The sequence below is a fragment of the Desulfovibrio piger genome, from assembly GCF_951793255.1.
GTDB lineage: Bacteria > Desulfobacterota > Desulfovibrionia > Desulfovibrionales > Desulfovibrionaceae > Desulfovibrio.
This window is the reverse complement of the sequence record NZ_OX636706.1, coordinates 1269162-1284921: the sequence shown is the minus strand read 5'-3', so window position 1 is coordinate 1284921 and position 15760 is coordinate 1269162. Positions and strand designations below refer to the sequence as shown.

Here is a 15760-nt window from a genome sequence, read left to right as displayed (position 1 = left end):
GGGGATTTTGCAAGGCAAGATCCCCGCCTTTTTTTCATCGTTTTCCTCCCGGAAGCCCATGACCGGAAAGGATGTTCCCATGAGCGATACGCGCAACGACCTGCCCCTCGGCTTCTCCGCCGGGGCCGCTGCCGCCGGTTTCAAAAAAGCCGGCCGCGACGACCTGGGGCTGATTGTTTCCGACCGTCCCGCCGTACTGGCGGGCCTGTTCACCACCAATGCCTTCAAGGCCGCCCCCGTGCAGGTCTGCCAGCAGACCCTGCGCGAGTACGGCACCTGCCGCGCCGTGCTGGCCAACTCCGGCCAGGCCAATGCCTGCACCGGCGACGAAGGCCTGGAGAATTGCCTCGAGACCCGACGCATGGTCGCCGCCCTCACCGGGCTGGCCCCGCATGAGATCATGCCCATGTCCACCGGCGTCATCGGCGACCAGCTCAAGATGGACCGCTGGCGCGAGGCCGTGCCCTCCCTGGTGGAAAGCCTGGGCAGCCGCGATGCCGAAGGCTTTACCCGCGCGTTCATGACCACCGACGCCTTTCCCAAGTTCGCCAGCATCACCGTGCCCCTGTCCGGCGGCACCGTGCGCCTTACCGGCATGGCCAAGGGCGCTGGCATGATCTGCCCCAACATGGCCACCATGCTGGCCGTCATGCTCACCGACGCCGATGTGGACCGCGAGACCTGGCAGGCCATGTTCGCCCGCGCCGTGGACAAGACCTTCAACCGCGTCAGCGTGGACGGCGACACCTCCACCAACGACACTATCCTCGGCCTGGCCAACGGCGCTTCCGGCATCCGTGCCGAAGGTGAGGACGCCGCCCTGCTGGAAAAGGGCCTTACCGACACCCTGGGCCAGATCTCCTACATGCTGGTCAAGGACGGCGAAGGCGCCAGCAAGGTCATGCACATCACCGTGAGCGGCGCCGCCTCCGATGAGGACGCCTGCCGCATCGCCCGCACCGTGGGCCACTCCCAGCTGGTCAAGACAGCCATCTACGGCCAGGACGCCAACTGGGGCCGCATCGTGGCCGCTGTGGGCCGCAGCGGGGCCCAGGTGGACCCCAGCCGCGTGCGCCTGGTGCTCTGCGGCATCGAGCGTTTCCGCGACGGCCAGCCCGTCAACGGCGACAAGGAAGCCGAGCTTTCCGAGCTGCTCAAGGCCACCGACATCCCGGTGGAGATCCATATGGGTCTGGGCGACGGCTGCTACGATCTGCGCGCCTCCGACCTCGGCCACGAATACGTCAGCCTCAACGCCGATTACCGCTCGTAAGCGCGAGAGGTTTTTTATGAGGGGGGAAGGAGGCCCTTTGCCGGCGCCAAAAGGGCCTCCTTCCCCCCTCAAACTCCCCCCTTCCTCCCCAAACGCGCTTTATCAGGGAGAGGCGGAGAAACACGGCATCGCCGTGCTTCTCCGCCTCTCCTTTTCTGTCGCAGGGACATCTATTTCCCCGGCCATTTCTGCCGCCCTTCCCCAGCTTCATTTCCCCACCTCTTGCCACTTTGCTGACGCATGCTTATCTACAGTGAGCGAATCCCTACCTCGCACATCAAGGAGATACCATGACCAGCCAGATCAAGACCGTGCTGCTTCTCGCCCTGCTTTCCGCCATCATCATCGGCCTGGGCGGCATCATGGGCGGCCGTACCGGCATCATCATCGCCTTCGTGATCGCCATGATCATGAACGTGGGTTCCTACTGGTATTCGGACAAGATCGTGCTCTCCATGTACCAGGCCCGCGAGCTGTCCGAAGACGAAGCCCCCATGTTGCACCGCATGGTGGCCGAGCTTTCCGCCAATGCCGGCATCCCCAAGCCCCGCGTCTGTGTCATCCCCGAAGACGCGCCCAACGCCTTCGCCACCGGCCGCGACCCCGAGCACGGTGTGGTGGCCGTCACCGACGGCATCATGCGCATCCTCAGCCCCGAAGAGCTGCGCGGCGTCATCGCCCACGAGATCGGCCACATCGCCAACCGTGACATCCTGATCCAGACCATCGCCGGTGTGCTGGCCTCGGTCATCGTCAGCATCGCCAACTTCATGCAGTTCGCCGCCATCTTCGGCGGCAGCAGCAATGACGAGGAAGGCGGCACCAACCCCATCGCCGCGTTCCTGCTGGCCATCCTGGCCCCCATCGCCGCCAGTATCATCCAGATGGCCATCTCCCGCTCGCGTGAGTACCTGGCCGACGAGACCGGCGCCCGCATCTGCGGCCAGCCCCTGGCCCTGGCCGGTGCCCTGCACAAGCTGGGCGTGGCCAGCGGACAGATCCCCATGCAGAACGGCAACCCCAGCACCGAGCAGATGTTCATCGTCTCGCCGCTGTTCGGCTTCGGCGGCGGCAGCATGGCCAACCTGTTCAGCACGCACCCGCCGCTGGAAGAACGCATCGCCCGTCTGCAGGAGATGAGCCGTCAGGCCCGCTAACGGCCATCCCCGCCCCTCCGGCATACGAACCTTTTGACAAAAAAGCGGGCTTGGTGTGTAGTCAGCAATGACGCCACCTGCCCGCTTTTGTCGTGCCCGGGGGCGAATCTGATGCCGGTACGCCCGGCAGGAGAATGACATGAAACGTTTCCCCGTGATCCTTGCCCCCGCCCTGCTTGGGTCCCTTCTGATGCTGGGCGGCTGTGCCACCACAGGCCCCAATACGGCCCCCCTGCCGCCCGATCGTGACTGCCAGGAAGTCTATACCGTGGCTCCCGGCAATTACATCATCGATATCGCGGGCGGCTCCATGGTCGTCCTCGACCCGGCCGTGCAGGACTTCCCCCTGTTCTGCTCGCCCGAAGAAGCCCGTGCCGGTCTGAAGACCGCCATGGACAACGGTGCCCTGCCCGCCGGGGACTGGCGCATCTACCGCCTCAACGGCACCCTGCAGGAGATCGGCCAGCAGCCCGAACCCGGTCATTACAGCCTGGCCCGTATGGCCCGCCTGGTGGACTGGGTGAGCAAGGCCGAAACGGAAGACCCGGACAAAAAATAGCCTGTCCCCCTACCGGGGCAGCCCTGCACAAGGTCCCATGCCGTCACAGGCCTGGCGGACTTCCTTTGTGCCTCAAATGCAAGCAGCCAAAGCGCTCCCTCCTTGAAGGACGGAGCGCTTTTTTATGACCAGCGCGGGCGGCATCGAATACCGGCCCCCTCCTTTCACAGTCCCTCCCGCCTCCCCTCCCCCCTTTCCTGACGCCCTACGCCCTTCCTGACGCCCTACGCCCTTCCTGACGCCCTACGCCCTTCCTGACGCCCTACGCCCTTCCTGACGCCCTACGCCCTTCCTGACGCCCTACGCCCTTCCTGACGCCCTACGCCCTTCCTGACGCCCTACGCCCTTCCTGACGCCCTACGCCCTTCCTGACGCCCTACGCCCTTCCTGACGCCAGAAGCGGCGAGAGCGCCCTTCCCCTCAGGGAAAGGCGCTCTCGCCGCTTCACAGGGCCACTCAGGCCCATGATAAAAGTTTTTGGAAGGATGTGGGGGGAGCGTGAGGGGGGAGAAGGAGAACCTTTTTCCAAAAAGGTTTCCTTCTCCCCCCTCACAAAACATTCTTATTGCGGCAGCGGGCAGGGCGTCAGGAAGAACGCACGCTCCTCCTGTACCAGCGAGACGATCTCGCGCAGGCCTTCCAGCGTAGGCTGCCCCTTGTTGGCGGTCAGCAGGCCTTGCAGCTTCTTGACCAGAGCCGCGCGGGCCTCGCAGTCTTCCAGGCCCAGCAAGCCCTTCTTGCCAAGGATCTCCAGGGCCTTGCCGTGCCGGGTGGCCAGACCGGTATGCACCTGATAGAGCGGCTCCAGCGTGTCGCTTTCCGCAGCGGCCAGCACCATGACCGAGGCCATGTACAGGCGTTCCAGATAAAGGCCGTACAGATGCGCCCCCAGCAGGCGCAGCAGCTGGTCGTCCTGACGGGCGGCCTCCAGCAGACGGGAAAGCTCCTGCTGGCGGAAGCGCGCCAGAATGTTCGCGGACTCCTGACTGTGCGGGGCCTTGCGGATGCGGGCCATGTCCTTGCTGTTCAGCGTGGGCAGGGGCTTGCCCACTAGCTGCTGGAGCAGCTCGTTCTTCTTGGCCGCGTCGGACACATCGCCGAAATAGAAGGCATACATCCTGTCAGCGGCCAGCATGCCGCTGAGCACGGCCAGCTGGTCCTGGCTGCCGTCCACGGGGCACATCTCGCCTGTGATGGTCAGGTCGGGCTGATAGATGAAACCGGCCTTCTTGAGCAGGCCGATATCCTGGATGCTGTTCACGATGGCATCGCTGTCCAGCAGGGGGGCCAGCTCGTCCACCACATGGGCACGGGCCGGCAGGGCGGACAGGCAGAACACCAGCAGGAGCAGCAGACAAAACAGCGGCGCGGCCGCCGGCCTCCGGCCCGAAAGACCGGAGGCGACGACCGCGCCGGGCACGACGCCCACCGCTCCGCGCCCGGAAGCGCAGAGCATGGGGGGCGTGGCAACGGCGGACATCTTCATGACGTTGTTCCTTATTCCTCGTTGAGGGCTTCGCTGAAGCGCTGGCGCAGGGCCTGCATCTTGGCCTTGGCATCCAGCAGCTGTTCGGCACGGGCGCGTTCGCGTTCCACAACCTGGGCGGGAGCGCGGCTCACGAAACTTTCGTTGTGCAGCTTGCTCTGCACGCCCACCAGATCCTTTTCCAGTTTGGCCATTTCCTTGTCCAGACGGGCCAGTTCTCCGGCCAGATCCACGGCGCCCTTGAGGGGCACGATGACCTGGCAGCCGCCCACCACGGAGGAGGCGGAAGCCTTGGGAGCGTGCAGGTCGGCACCGATCTGCAGGTCTTCCAGGCGGGCCAGGGTGGTCATCATCTGGCGGCAGCTTTCCAGCAGGGCGGCCTGGGCCTCGTCCACAGGATGCAGCATCAGGCTCACCTTGTGGCTGGGGCTGATGTTCAGCTCGGCCTTGATGGTGCGCACGGCCACGATGATGCCCTGCACCAGTTCCATGCGGGCGGCCTCGGCTTCATGCAGGCAGCCGGGACGGGCGGCGGGATAGAGCTCCAGGGCGATGTCCGTGGGCTGCTCGCCGGCGGGCACGGGCAGGGCGTTCCAGATCTCGGCCGTGACGAAGGGGATGATGGGATGCAGCAGGAGCAGCAGCTCGCGCAGCACCACCCACAGCACATACTGGGCCACGGGCTTGCGGGCCTCGTCCTGCATGTCGGGCTTGATGAGTTCCAGATACCAGTCGCAGAACTCGTTCCACAGGAACTTGTAGCCCAGCTGGGCGGCGTCGTTGAAGCGGTATTCCTCCAGCGCCTTGTCCATGTCCTGCTTGACCTGCTCCAGACGGTGCAGGATCCACTGGTGGTGCAGGCCTTCCACGCTTTCCAGGGCCACCGGGGCGGGCGCGGTCTCGGGCAGGTTCATGAGGGCGAAGCGGGCGGCGTTCCACAGCTTGTTGACGAAGTGGCGGTAGCCTTCGATGCGGGCTTCGGACAGGCGGATGTCGCGGCCCATGGCGGCAAAGGCCGTCAGGGTGAAGCGCAGGGAGTCGCAGCCGTACTTGTCGATCATCTCCAGCGGGTCGATGACGTTGCCCGTGGACTTGGACATCTTACGGCCGGTCTCGTCACGCACCAGGGCGTGCAGGTACACGTCGTGGAAGGGCACCTGGCCCATGAAGTGCTGGCCCATCATCATCATGCGGGCCACCCAGAAGAAGATGATGTCGAAACCGGTCACCAGCACGCTGGTGGGGTACCAGGTGGCCAGATCCTTGGTCTGCTCGGGCCAGCCCATGGTGGAGAAGGGCCACAGGGCCGAGGAGAACCAGGTATCCAGCACGTCCTCGTCCTGCTTCAGGTCAGTGCAGCCGCACTTGGGGCAGGAGCTGGGGTCGTGCTCGGCCACGATGAGCTCGCCGCACTGCGCGCAGGTCCAGGCGGGGATGCGATGGCCCCACCAGATCTGGCGGCTGATGCACCAGTCGCGGATGTTGTCCAGCCAGTGATAGTAGGTCTTGGCCCAGGATTCCGGCAGGATGCGGGTCAGTTCGGGCACGGCCTTGCGGGCGGCGGGAGCCATCTTGGTGGTGGCTACGAACCACTGCGTGGACACATGCGGTTCCACCACGGTGTGGCAGCGGTAGCAGTGGCCCACGGAGTTGTCCAGGTCTTCCACGGCCAGCAGGTCGCCGGCGGCTTCGATGTCGGCCACGATCTTCGTGCGGCAGTCTTCCTTCTTCAGACCGGCGTAGGGGCCGGACTCGGCCTTCATGATGCCGTCTTCGTCGATGACCTGCAGGAATTCCAGATCGTGCTTCTTACCCAGGGCCCAGTCGTTGTGGTCGTGGCAGGGGGTCACCTTGAGGGCGCCGGTACCGAACTCGCGATCCACGTAGCTGTCGGCGATGATGGGGATCTCGCGGCCCAGCACGGGCACGATGGCCGTCTTGCCCACCAGGTGCTGGTAGCGCTCGTCCTCGGGATGCACGCAGATGGCGGTGTCGCCGGGGATGGTCTCGGGACGGGTGGTGGCGATGGTGATGCTGCCGGAGCCGTCGGCCAGGTGGTAACGGATCTTCCACAGCTTGCCCTTGTGGGCCTCGTGTTCCACTTCGTCATCGGCCAGGGCCGTATGGCAGCGCGAGCACCAGTTGATGATGTAGTCGCCCTTGTAGATCAGGCCTTCGTTGTAGAGCTGCACGAAGACCTTGCGCACGGCGGCGGACAGGCCTTCGTCCATGGTGAAGCGCAGGCGCGTCCAGTCCACGGAAGCGCCCAGGGCGCGGATCTGGTTGAGGATGCGGTGACCGTAGTCTTCGCGCCACTGCCACACGCGCTCGATGAAGGCTTCGCGGCCCAGGTCCTGACGGGTCTTGCCTTCCTTGGCCAGAGCGCGCTCCACCACGTTCTGGGTGGCGATGCCGGCGTGGTCGGTGCCGGGCACCCACAGCACGTTCTTGCCCTTCTGGCGGGCATGACGGCACAGCACGTCGATGAGGGTCTGGTTCAGGGCATGCCCGATGTGCAGGGCGCCGGTAACGTTCGGCGGCGGGATCACGATGGAAAAGGGTTCGCCCTGGGCATCCGGGTCGGGTGTGAAGGTCCTGTTGTCCTGCCAGTGGTCGCGCCAGCGCGCTTCCACGTCATGGGGCTCGTAGCCCTTGGGGAGGGTATCCGCCATCTTGCTTTCTCCATGAAAGGCGGCCATAGTACGCTGTTATGTGTGCCGCCAACCCTGTATGTATTCTTTGGGACGCGTCCCATATCTGGGGCCTTATGGTCTGGCGCGCCCTGTGCGCGCTGGGACTGCCCTGTCGTCTGGTCAAGGGACAAGACATAGCCAATGGCGCGCTTTTTCGCAAGCCATGCCCGCAGGGCACGCCCGGCAAGGAACGGGGAGCGGCCCCGCTCCTGCTTGTCCCCGGCGGCAACGCCCGGCTCAAGGCGCGGGCCCTGGGCGAGAAGGGGCGGCAGGCCGTGCGCGACTATCTGGCCGAAGGCGGCCGTTACCTGGGCTTTTGCGGCGGCGCCGGACTGGCCCTGAGCCAGCACCGCAGCCAGGACGGGCTGGGGCTCTGCCCCTGGGGCCGCGCGCCCTATCCCGAGCGTCTGCACCATCTCATCTCCGGCCATGCCCACATGCGGGTGCGCTCCTGCATGGCACGCGACCTGCCCGCCGTGCGGCCGGATTTTCCCAAAGCCTTCCCGGACGGGGCTGCTCCCGATCCGCTGCGCCCGCCGCTGGGCGACGAGGCGTGCGCCCTGGTGCCGCCGCACTGGCGCGGCTGCGCCCACGGCCATGACGACGACTGCCGCCATTGCGGCAACTGCCGCCCGCCCCGGGATGATGGCCACGTGCCGTCCCTGCCCGTCTGGTGGCCCGGCCGCTTCGCCCCGGAAGCCGACGAACGGGTCAGCATCCTGGCCTCCTACCGTCAGCCGGATACGGACTTCTGGCTGGCCGACCTGCCCCTGAGCCGCATCCCTGCCCCTGTCTTCGAAGCCTGGAAGGACCTGTACGGGGTCAACGTCTCGGCGGACTTCCTCGACGGCCAGCCCCTGATGGTGGCGGGCAATTACGGCCAAGGCCGCTACGTCCTCAGCTATTCCCATCTGGAGACCCCGGACAGCCCCGATGCCAATGCCTGGCTGGCCCATCTGCTGCGCGTGCTGGCCGGTCTTGCGCCGCAGCGCGAGCTGGTGCCCGCCTGGGACCTGCACCGCAAGGCCGCGTTCCGCTGGCCCGACACGCCGCAGACGGCCCCCCTGCGCACCCTGCTGCACGGCATGCGCGAGCTGCTGGATCTGGGCGTGGAGCACAACCTCTTTTTCGAACGCACCCCCTGGCTCTGGGGCTGGCGCCCCGGCCTGCCCGGCGCGGTCTGCAACAACCTGTATTCGTCCCTGCGCGTGCTCTGCGGCCTGCGTCCCGGCCCGGACACCCTGGCCGCCTGGGACGGCATGCGCGCCCGCTTCGCGGCCCTCACGGACATCTTCCTGCCCGGCGCCGAGGGCTATCTGCTGGCCTGCCGCCTGCGCGAGACCCTCTCCCCCACCATGCCCGACGCCGTGGACCGGCGCGGCCTCACCAACCAGCGCGAGGCCCTGTTCGGGCATCCCATGACCGGGGGCGGCATCGTGGGCGAACTGCTGGAGATGACCGACGAGCTGCTCTACCGCGGCCAGCAGGAAGACGCCTGCGCCGCGCTGGACGACTGATCCAGCGACGCACGCCTAACGAACGTGTGCCTTTTCTGAACGCCCCCGCCTGCCCTCTCCGGCTACCCGCGCGCCGGCTGCGGGACCTGCGTGCTTCCGGCTCCGGAAGTGGCGCCATGACGTTGCCCGCTGATGGCGTACAGATAGCCGGCGAAGAAGGTGAAGACCAGAGCATTCATGAGCCCTGTGGAGATGAACGCCCCCAGCATCCCCATAAAAGCACAGGCCATGGCGTACACATACCAGTCCCGGTTCCGGGCGGCAAAACGCACGCTCCTCCAGAGCAGCATGCCGCACAGCCCCAGGAACAGGAGCAGACCGGGGACCCCGAACTCCGCGAGCAGGACAGAATATTCATTCAGCGGCGGTACCCGGCGCAGCTTGTTTCCCTTGGCCTGCAGAACGAAACCACGCAGCTCGCTGCCCCGCTCCAGGCTGCATGTATCCAGCGGCTGCCAGTAGAATCCTCGCAGATAAAATCCTGTTCCCAGCACGCGGGACAGGCCGGCGGCCATATCCAGCCGGGTGCAGGCATAACGTATGCCCAAGGAACCGTTCTGCTCCAAGGCCCCTTGCAGCTCGGGACACTGGGGAGAAAGACCGGCATGGCTGTCTTCCAGAAAACGCAGGATGGAATCCGTTTCCTGTTCCACAGCTCCAAAGCGTTCAAACTTTGGTTGCAGGAGCGTCCAGCCCCCGGCACCAGCCAGGACAAGCAGAACACAGGACAGAGTGAGGACTCTGCGGCTGTAGCGGCGCCAGGCAGCCAGATACCAGGGGCCCCCGGCCATGATGCAGGCCAGCAGAAAAGCGACCGCACCGGTGAGGACCTTGCTCTGCCACATGACGATCCCCCAGCCCGCGACCCCCAGCAGCCAGAGACGATTGCCCGCGCACTTCGCCAGCAGCAGCCCCAGCACCGGCAACAGGCCAAACGCCATGTGCGACGGCTCCGCGAACAGGCCCCTGACCCTGTCGGTAAAATACGGCGGCGGCCACCAGCCGTGACCGATGCACTCCATGCGGAACCAGGGATTGATGCTGACCAGGAAATTCTTGATCCCCTCTGCACCATGATTGGCCAGGATCTCCAGAACAATATGGGCAAGATTGGACAGGCCGAGTACCAGCAGGGCCGCCTGGAAAAGTCGTTTGCCGCAGGAGGACGGCAGGCAGGAGAACATCACGGCCCACCAGAGCAGGAAGCAGAACGGCACGATGAACCAGCGGGCAAGCCCCAGCCAGACAGCAGGCGCGATGTTGTGGGGCACCCCCTGGAGGCCCAGCCAGGTCGAAAGAACGCTGCAACCGAGCAGGGCCGCCCATAAAAACAGCAGTCCCCGGTGTTCCCGCATATGGCCATACCAGCGGCCGGAAAGCAGGAACAGGAGCATGCCCGCACAGGCCAACGGATACATGGGCCGAGGCGGCATGAAGGGCACCTCGTACCAGGGGAAAACATCGAACGACAGCAGAGCCAGGCTCAAAAAGGCACACGCCATGGATCCCCATAGGCACAGACGGGAGAAACGATCCATCAAAAGATTCCTTGCTCGGGAAAAAGGTCGGATACGGGCCCGGAAAAAGACGGCCTGTGAGCAGGCAAAGCAGAGGGACCACCGGGCCCGGGAAGCGGCAATATCCTCTATTCTATAATCCGGCCCCCTTCCTGACAAGCACTACAGGCAGCCCGCCCCCTGCAGCAGAAAGATGAACAGCATCAGGCTGACCATGCTGGCGGCATTGCTCAGTACGGCGGTCAGGGCCGCCTCTTCGGGCACGGCGCTGTAGACCTCGGCCAGCACCGAAGCCACCAGGGCCGTACCGGTGGCGGACATGAGCACGGCTACGCCCAGCCAAAGCGGCGGCAGGCCTGCCAGATGCATGATGCCCCAGCAGATCAGGGGATGGATGCCCAGCTTGCACAGCAGGAGCCAGGTCTGCCGGACCACCGTATGCCCGCCGTTGCGGCGCAGGGCCAGCACCAGCTTCTGGCGCAGGTCGAAGCCCAGGGCCAGCAGCATGCAGGGCGCGGCCGTACTGCCGATGAGCGCCGCGGCGTGATCCAGCGGCTGCCACAGCCCCAGCCCCGAGCAGGCCAGGGCAAGGCCCGCCAGCGTGGCCAGAAGCAGGGGGTTGCCCAGCAGGAACAGGCGCAGCAGCTTCCAGATGCGGCCCCGGCCGTCGCCCCAGGCCGCGGAACCTGCCAGACAGTCCATGCGGATCTGGGCCATGATGACCACCACATTGGGCGTCAGGGCCGCCAGCCCGGCCACCACCATGGCTTCGTGATTGCCCGGCAGCAGGCCGGCCACGATGGGCAGGCCCACGAAGGCCGTGTTGCTGGCGCTGCAGGCCAGGCCGGAGATGATGGCCGGGCCCGTCCCCCGCCGGGAAAAAAGCCTGTCCACGGCGTAGCCCAGCAGATAGCACAGCATCTGCGCCCCGATGACGCCCAGCCAGAAACCGCCGTGGGCCAGATCCAGACGGCTCGCACCGGACAGGATATGCAGCATGAGCACGGGCAGGGCCAGCTTGAGCACATAAAGGCCCATGGCCGCGCCGGTATTCTCCGGCAGCACGTCGGTCATGTGGACCGCAGCCCCCACGGCTATGAGCAGAAAGACAGGAAGAACAGCGTAGAATGCTTCCATACGACACCTCCATGCGGACCGTAGTGTGGCTCTCCCGGAGGATGTCGCTTGCGGTGAGGGGAAAGATGCGCCTCTTTCCTCCGCTTGTCCAGAAAATTGTTTGTTTAACCAAACAATATATAACCTATTGAAAAAGCCCGGTATCGACCGGGCTTCGATAGAATTTTATCCAGCAGTGTGGAGCGCCTTACAGAACAAAGCCCCGCAGGGCGCACTTCGGCAGACGCCCCTCTGCCGCCCCTGCATCCCCAGTCAGGACACCGACACGGCAAAAGACGGCCGGGGCACATCAGATATGGCCCAGCAGACGCATCACCCAGATGAAGAAACTCAGCGAGAACAGGCTCAGACCATTGGAGACCAGGGCCGTCAGGGTCGCCTCCTCAGGACCGGCATGGTGCACGTCCGCCAGCACGGGGACCACCAGGGCGGAGCCGGAAGCGGCCATGATGACCGAAACGGCCAGCCACAGGCCTTCCACGCCCAGCGCGGCCAGGATGCCCCAGCAGACCAGGGGCTGCACCACCAGCTTGCAGATCTGCAGGGCCGTCTGGCGCAGCAGCGCATGGCCGCCCGCGTGCCGCAGGACCACGGCCAGCCGTTCCCGCAGGGTCAGGCCCAGGGTCACGAGCATACAGGGGGCGGCCGTATGGCCCACCAGCTCGGCGGCCCTGTTCAGCGGATCCCACAGGCCCAGCCCCAGGGCCGAGACCAGCACGCCGCCCGCCATGCCCCAGAACACGGCATTGTACAGCAGCGAATAGCGCAGCACATGCAAAAGCACGGCCTTGCGCCCCTGCGGCATGGAGCGGGAAGGATCATGCGCGGCCAGCTGCACCTGCCCCACCACGAACAGAAGATTGGGCGTGATGGTGAACAGGCCGGCCACGAACAGGGCCTCGGCATTGCCCGGCAGGGCACTGGTGATGACGGGGATGCCCACGAAGGCGGCATTGCAGAAACAGCCGCCCAGGGCCGTCACGGTCGCCGCCGCGCTGTCGTGGCGGGCCAGGATGCGGTCGGCCGCGTAACAGACCCCGTAGATGAGGAACTGCGCGGCGATGACGCCCAGCCAGAACTGCGGATGCGCAAAGCTCTCCAGGGGCGCGGTGGCCATGATCTGGAACAGCAGCAGCGGCAGGGCCACGTTGAGGACATAGAGGCTCAGGGTCTGGTTGGCGTTCTCGGGCAGGGCCCGGAAAAGATCCAGGCAGACGCCCAGACCGATGAGCAGGAACACAGGAACAACGGCGGAAAATGCTTCGATCATGCCCTTGCTTATGCTTCTCCCGGGCGGATGTCCAGAAGCGCAGGCTACAAAACCGGGCACCATAAAAAAGCCCGGGACAGCACGGGGGAGCCTGCCGGACAGCGGCCTTGCCGCCATCCGGGACAGGCCCTGCATCCGTACTGCCGGGCCATTTCTCAGCGTATGGGGAGGACAGGCGCCGGGCCTGTCCTAGGCTTGGACGCCATGCGCATGGCAGCCACAGGCGGCGTCCAGGGCCCCGCACTGGCGGCAGTGGGCCACCAGGGGCTCGAAGGTCTCGCTGTCCGGGAAATAGGCCAGCAGGGAGCCCTGCGACATGTCGAAATACCAGGCGTGCAGCGACAGCTCGTGGGCGGCCACCCGTTCCTGGATCCAGGGGTAGGAGAGCAGGTTGTCGATGGAGACCAGGATGGCGGCCTCTTCGCAGTGGCGCTGCCGGTCGGCCGGGCTCTCGTCGCGCACGTCCTCGCGCATCCGTTCCAGGGCGGGCGCGGCCATGGAGACCCAGTTGGCCACGAAGCTCTCGTCATGCAGCGATTCGGGGTTCAGCAGGGCCTGGATGCCGCCGCAGCCGGAGTGCCCCAGCACGATGATATGCTCCACCTTGAGGTGGTGCACCCCGTATTCCAGCACGGCCAGCACGGCATCGCGACGCAGGGCGTCGTCGGCATGGGGCACCAGGTTGGCCACGTTGCGCACCACGAAGATGTCGCCCGGGTCGCAGCCCATGAGCAGGGCCGGATCGGCACGGGAATCGCTGCAGGCGATGACGATGGCCTTGGGATGTTGCCCCTTGTTCAGGGACGTGTAGTAGTCGTTTTCCGCATCGAAGTAGAAGCGGCGGAAGTTCCTGAAACCGTCGATGAATTTTTCAAAGTCTTTCATTGTTCCCTCAAAAATACCTCCCGCCGTGCGGCACCTGGATGCCGCCGGACGGAAGAGACAAAAAGAGCCCCGGAAGGACCGGGGCTCTTGGATAGCATCGAAGACTGGGGCTACTTGGCCTTGGCTTCGGCCGGAGCGGCCTTTTCGGCAGCGGGCTTTTCGGCGGCGGGAGCGGGCTTTTCAGCGGGCTTCTCCGCGGCCTTGGTGTCCTGGGCGGCCTTGGCGGGCGCTTCGTCGGCGGGAGCTTCGGCCGCGGCGGGAGCTTCGGGCTGGGGGTTGCTCACGGACACGAAGTTGACCTTCTGCTTGTTCATTTCGTCCAGCAGGGCATTGGTCACGTCCAGGGCGGGATCATAGGCCACGGCCACGTCCGTGCCCAGCACCACGCTCAGGCCGTTGGCCTTGCGGTAGTTGTTCACCAGACGCTGGGTCAGGTCCAGCAGCTGGCTGACCACGTTCTGCTGTTCGGCGTTGATGCGCTGCTGGCCACCCATGTAGATGGCCTGCAGTTCACGCTGCAGGGCTTCGTTCTCGGGGTCTTTGCCCAGACGGGCCTGCACGTCGTCGATCTGCTGCTGGATCTCTTTCTGCATGCCTTCCAGGAAGCGGCTGGCTTCCTTGCCGGGCTCGCTGTCACGCAGCAGGCGGTTCATATCGACCACGCCGACCTTGACGGCGGGTTCCTGGGTCTGCTGGCAGCCGCTGACGGCGAGGCAGAGGACGAGCAGGGAAAGGACGAGGAAACGAATACGCATGGGGAGTTCTCCTTGGATCATCCGCAAGATGTGCGGTTTCAGTCTGAATGGCCTGCTTGTACGATGTTTTGTTCCGGGACTCAACTCTTTTCCGCCGCCCCGCTCCGGCGTACGGCCGGGACGGGACCTCGTGCAAGACGGCGCGCGCATTGACAAAGGTTGCGATATTGTTATTCTGAACGTTGTCCTTATTTCATAAGATCTTCAGGGCGGACCTGCCGCCAAGCGAGAATTTTCGTGTCATACCACTCCCTGCGCACCCCGCGCGAAGCCATCACCGAGATCGTCAGACACGCGCCGCCCGAAGTGCGTCCTGCCATCATCGCCCTTATCCGGGCCGCCTACCGCTCCCTGAAGCGCGGCTACCAGCCCGATGTGCGGGCCGTGCCCCTGCGCAGCTGGCGCTCGCTGCTCCAGCTGCTCTCCTCCGTCGCCGCCATGCAGAGCGAGACGGAGACCCTGCTGCGTGTCTCCAACGACCTGCTCTCCATGGCCGACCATATGGCGCCCCCCGGAGAAGTGCTGCGCCAGAGCGCCGAGATCCTGGTCCATGCCCTGCATGCCGACCTCTATGTCTGCCGTCTGCGCAACCCCCAGGGCGAGTGGGTGGTGCAGGCCGCCGCGCGCCGTGACGGCGGCGGCATCCCCATGGTGGTCCCCGCCCTGGAAGAAGGCATCCGCAACCACCCGGTCATGCGCACGGTCAAGGAAGGCTCGGCCCGGCATGTGGTGTCCAACAACCTGCGGGGCATCGAACGCGGCGGCGAGTCCTTCGACTGCGTGGTCTACAAGGCGGGCTACCGTTCCCGTCTGGCCTTCGTGCTGCGCGAACGCAACGACCGGCCGCCCTTCGGCCTGGTGCTGCTCTACACCCAGCGGGAATACGGCTTCGAGATGTACGACGCCCACTTCCTGTCCAAATGCGCCCGCATCGTGTCCCTGACCACGGGCCGCCGCCTGGCCGTGGCCCGCGACACGCTGGAAAAGGCCGCCGGCGCCATGGCCCACTACGGCAACAATGCCCTGAACATCATGCGCAACCAGGCCGAATACTGCGGCGAGCTGGTGGAAGACATCGACAACAACCTTTCCCGTGCCCTGCGCCTTTCCCGCGAACTGCGTGCGGAGTTCCACGAGGATTCACGCGGCCAGCGCCTGGCCCTGGAACTGGAAAAGATCCTGGCCCGCGCCGACCTGACGGAACTGGCCGGGCATCTGGGCGGCGTGCTGGAAGGCACCCGCCGCATGACCCGCATCATCGGCTCCCTGAAAAAATCCGCGGAGCGTCCTTCCCTCATGCGCTACGCACTGGGGCAGGACGTCCTCAAGCTGGAAGACGACTCCCACGACTAGGCCGGGGCAGGCCGATCCCCCGTAACGCCGCCGTCCCCTGCCAGGACGGCGGAACCGTACGCCACACGGCGCACGCCGTCGGGATACCCTGCCCCTTTCCTGTCACGATGCCGCCCGCCCTGCGGGGACATGCGCCGTTTTTTTCCGGCGCCCTGTCC

At 65.6% G+C, this 15760-nt stretch carries 12 protein-coding genes; 5 read left to right on the top strand and 7 right to left on the bottom strand.

The features are described from left to right. Positions 1 to 79 precede the first annotated feature (79 nt). The 3 genes from argJ (at position 80) to Q4I12_RS05840 (ending at position 2989) form a co-directional block, all read left to right on the top strand. Positions 80 to 1273 carry a bifunctional glutamate N-acetyltransferase/amino-acid acetyltransferase ArgJ gene (argJ, locus tag Q4I12_RS05850; protein ID WP_302261000.1) on the top strand — a complete coding sequence of 398 codons (1194 nt, stop codon included), beginning with the start codon at positions 80 to 82 and terminating at the stop codon, positions 1271 to 1273. Positions 1274 to 1563: 290 nt separating this feature from the next. Continuing rightward, a complete protein-coding gene (locus Q4I12_RS05845; protein WP_204626662.1) occupies positions 1564 to 2430 on the top strand; it encodes a zinc metalloprotease HtpX in 867 nt (288 codons plus the stop codon). Between the two features lie 139 nt (positions 2431 to 2569). Continuing rightward, positions 2570 to 2989 carry a DVU_2496 family lipoprotein gene (locus Q4I12_RS05840; protein WP_302260998.1) on the top strand — a complete coding sequence of 140 codons (420 nt, stop codon included), beginning with the start codon at positions 2570 to 2572 and terminating at the stop codon, positions 2987 to 2989. A 562-nt stretch (positions 2990 to 3551) separates the two neighbouring features. Here the strand turns inward: Q4I12_RS05840 and Q4I12_RS05835 are convergent. Further along, entirely contained in the window at positions 3552 to 4475 is a 924-nt protein-coding gene (locus Q4I12_RS05835; protein ID WP_204626158.1) for a hypothetical protein, read from the bottom strand. 11 nt (positions 4476 to 4486) lie between these two features. Continuing rightward, positions 4487 to 7147 (bottom strand): valine--tRNA ligase, encoded by a 2661-nt coding sequence (locus tag Q4I12_RS05830; protein ID WP_168934908.1) that lies wholly within the window; start codon positions 7145 to 7147, stop codon positions 4487 to 4489. Between the two features lie 95 nt (positions 7148 to 7242). On the opposite strand from Q4I12_RS05830, the gene Q4I12_RS05825 reads away from it, so the two are divergent. Continuing rightward, positions 7243 to 8685 carry a BPL-N domain-containing protein gene (locus tag Q4I12_RS05825; RefSeq protein ID WP_204626160.1) on the top strand — a complete coding sequence of 481 codons (1443 nt, stop codon included), beginning with the start codon at positions 7243 to 7245 and terminating at the stop codon, positions 8683 to 8685. Between the two features lie 62 nt (positions 8686 to 8747). On the opposite strand, the gene Q4I12_RS05820 is transcribed toward Q4I12_RS05825, so the two are convergent. From Q4I12_RS05820 to Q4I12_RS05800, 5 genes are all read right to left on the bottom strand, one after another. After that, on the bottom strand, positions 8748 to 10223 hold the full coding sequence (locus Q4I12_RS05820; RefSeq protein ID WP_302260997.1) for a hypothetical protein: 1476 nt from the start codon (positions 10221 to 10223) through the stop codon (positions 8748 to 8750). 141 nt (positions 10224 to 10364) lie between these two features. Beyond that, positions 10365 to 11339 carry an AEC family transporter gene (locus tag Q4I12_RS05815; RefSeq protein WP_302260996.1) on the bottom strand — a complete coding sequence of 325 codons (975 nt, stop codon included), beginning with the start codon at positions 11337 to 11339 and terminating at the stop codon, positions 10365 to 10367. A gap of 289 nt (positions 11340 to 11628) precedes the next feature. After that, positions 11629 to 12609: an AEC family transporter gene (locus Q4I12_RS05810; protein WP_168934905.1), complete on the bottom strand. Its 981-nt coding sequence runs from the start codon at positions 12607 to 12609 to the stop codon at positions 11629 to 11631. A gap of 189 nt (positions 12610 to 12798) precedes the next feature. Continuing rightward, entirely contained in the window at positions 12799 to 13494 is a 696-nt protein-coding gene (locus Q4I12_RS05805; protein ID WP_302260993.1) for a carbonic anhydrase, read from the bottom strand. 110 nt (positions 13495 to 13604) lie between these two features. Beyond that, on the bottom strand, positions 13605 to 14249 hold the full coding sequence (locus tag Q4I12_RS05800) for an OmpH/Skp family outer membrane protein (RefSeq protein ID WP_302260991.1): 645 nt from the start codon (positions 14247 to 14249) through the stop codon (positions 13605 to 13607). 237 nt (positions 14250 to 14486) lie between these two features. Between Q4I12_RS05800 and Q4I12_RS05795 the strand changes: the two genes are divergently transcribed. Further along, entirely contained in the window at positions 14487 to 15602 is a 1116-nt protein-coding gene (locus Q4I12_RS05795) for a hypothetical protein (protein ID WP_040369755.1), read from the top strand. The last annotated feature ends 158 nt before the right edge of the window (positions 15603 to 15760 follow it).

Excerpts from the sequence above, each read along its gene's own strand:
- argJ (WP_302261000.1), top strand. The coding sequence starts at position 80 with ATGAGCGATACGCGCAACGACCTGCCCCTCGGCTTCTCCGCCGGGGCC.
- Q4I12_RS05815 (WP_302260996.1), bottom strand. The coding sequence starts at position 11,339 with ATGGAAGCATTCTACGCTGTTCTTCCTGTCTTTCTGCTCATAGCCGTG.
- Q4I12_RS05820 (WP_302260997.1), bottom strand. The coding sequence starts at position 10,223 with ATGGATCGTTTCTCCCGTCTGTGCCTATGGGGATCCATGGCGTGTGCC.
- Q4I12_RS05840 (WP_302260998.1), top strand. The coding sequence starts at position 2,570 with ATGAAACGTTTCCCCGTGATCCTTGCCCCCGCCCTGCTTGGGTCCCTT.
- Q4I12_RS05845 (WP_204626662.1), top strand. The coding sequence starts at position 1,564 with ATGACCAGCCAGATCAAGACCGTGCTGCTTCTCGCCCTGCTTTCCGCC.
- Q4I12_RS05805 (WP_302260993.1), bottom strand. The coding sequence starts at position 13,494 with ATGAAAGACTTTGAAAAATTCATCGACGGTTTCAGGAACTTCCGCCGC.
- Q4I12_RS05830 (WP_168934908.1), bottom strand. The coding sequence starts at position 7,147 with ATGGCGGATACCCTCCCCAAGGGCTACGAGCCCCATGACGTGGAAGCG.
- Q4I12_RS05835 (WP_204626158.1), bottom strand. The coding sequence starts at position 4,475 with ATGAAGATGTCCGCCGTTGCCACGCCCCCCATGCTCTGCGCTTCCGGG.
- Q4I12_RS05800 (WP_302260991.1), bottom strand. The coding sequence starts at position 14,249 with ATGCGTATTCGTTTCCTCGTCCTTTCCCTGCTCGTCCTCTGCCTCGCC.
- Q4I12_RS05825 (WP_204626160.1), top strand. The coding sequence starts at position 7,243 with ATGGTCTGGCGCGCCCTGTGCGCGCTGGGACTGCCCTGTCGTCTGGTC.
- Q4I12_RS05810 (WP_168934905.1), bottom strand. The coding sequence starts at position 12,609 with ATGATCGAAGCATTTTCCGCCGTTGTTCCTGTGTTCCTGCTCATCGGT.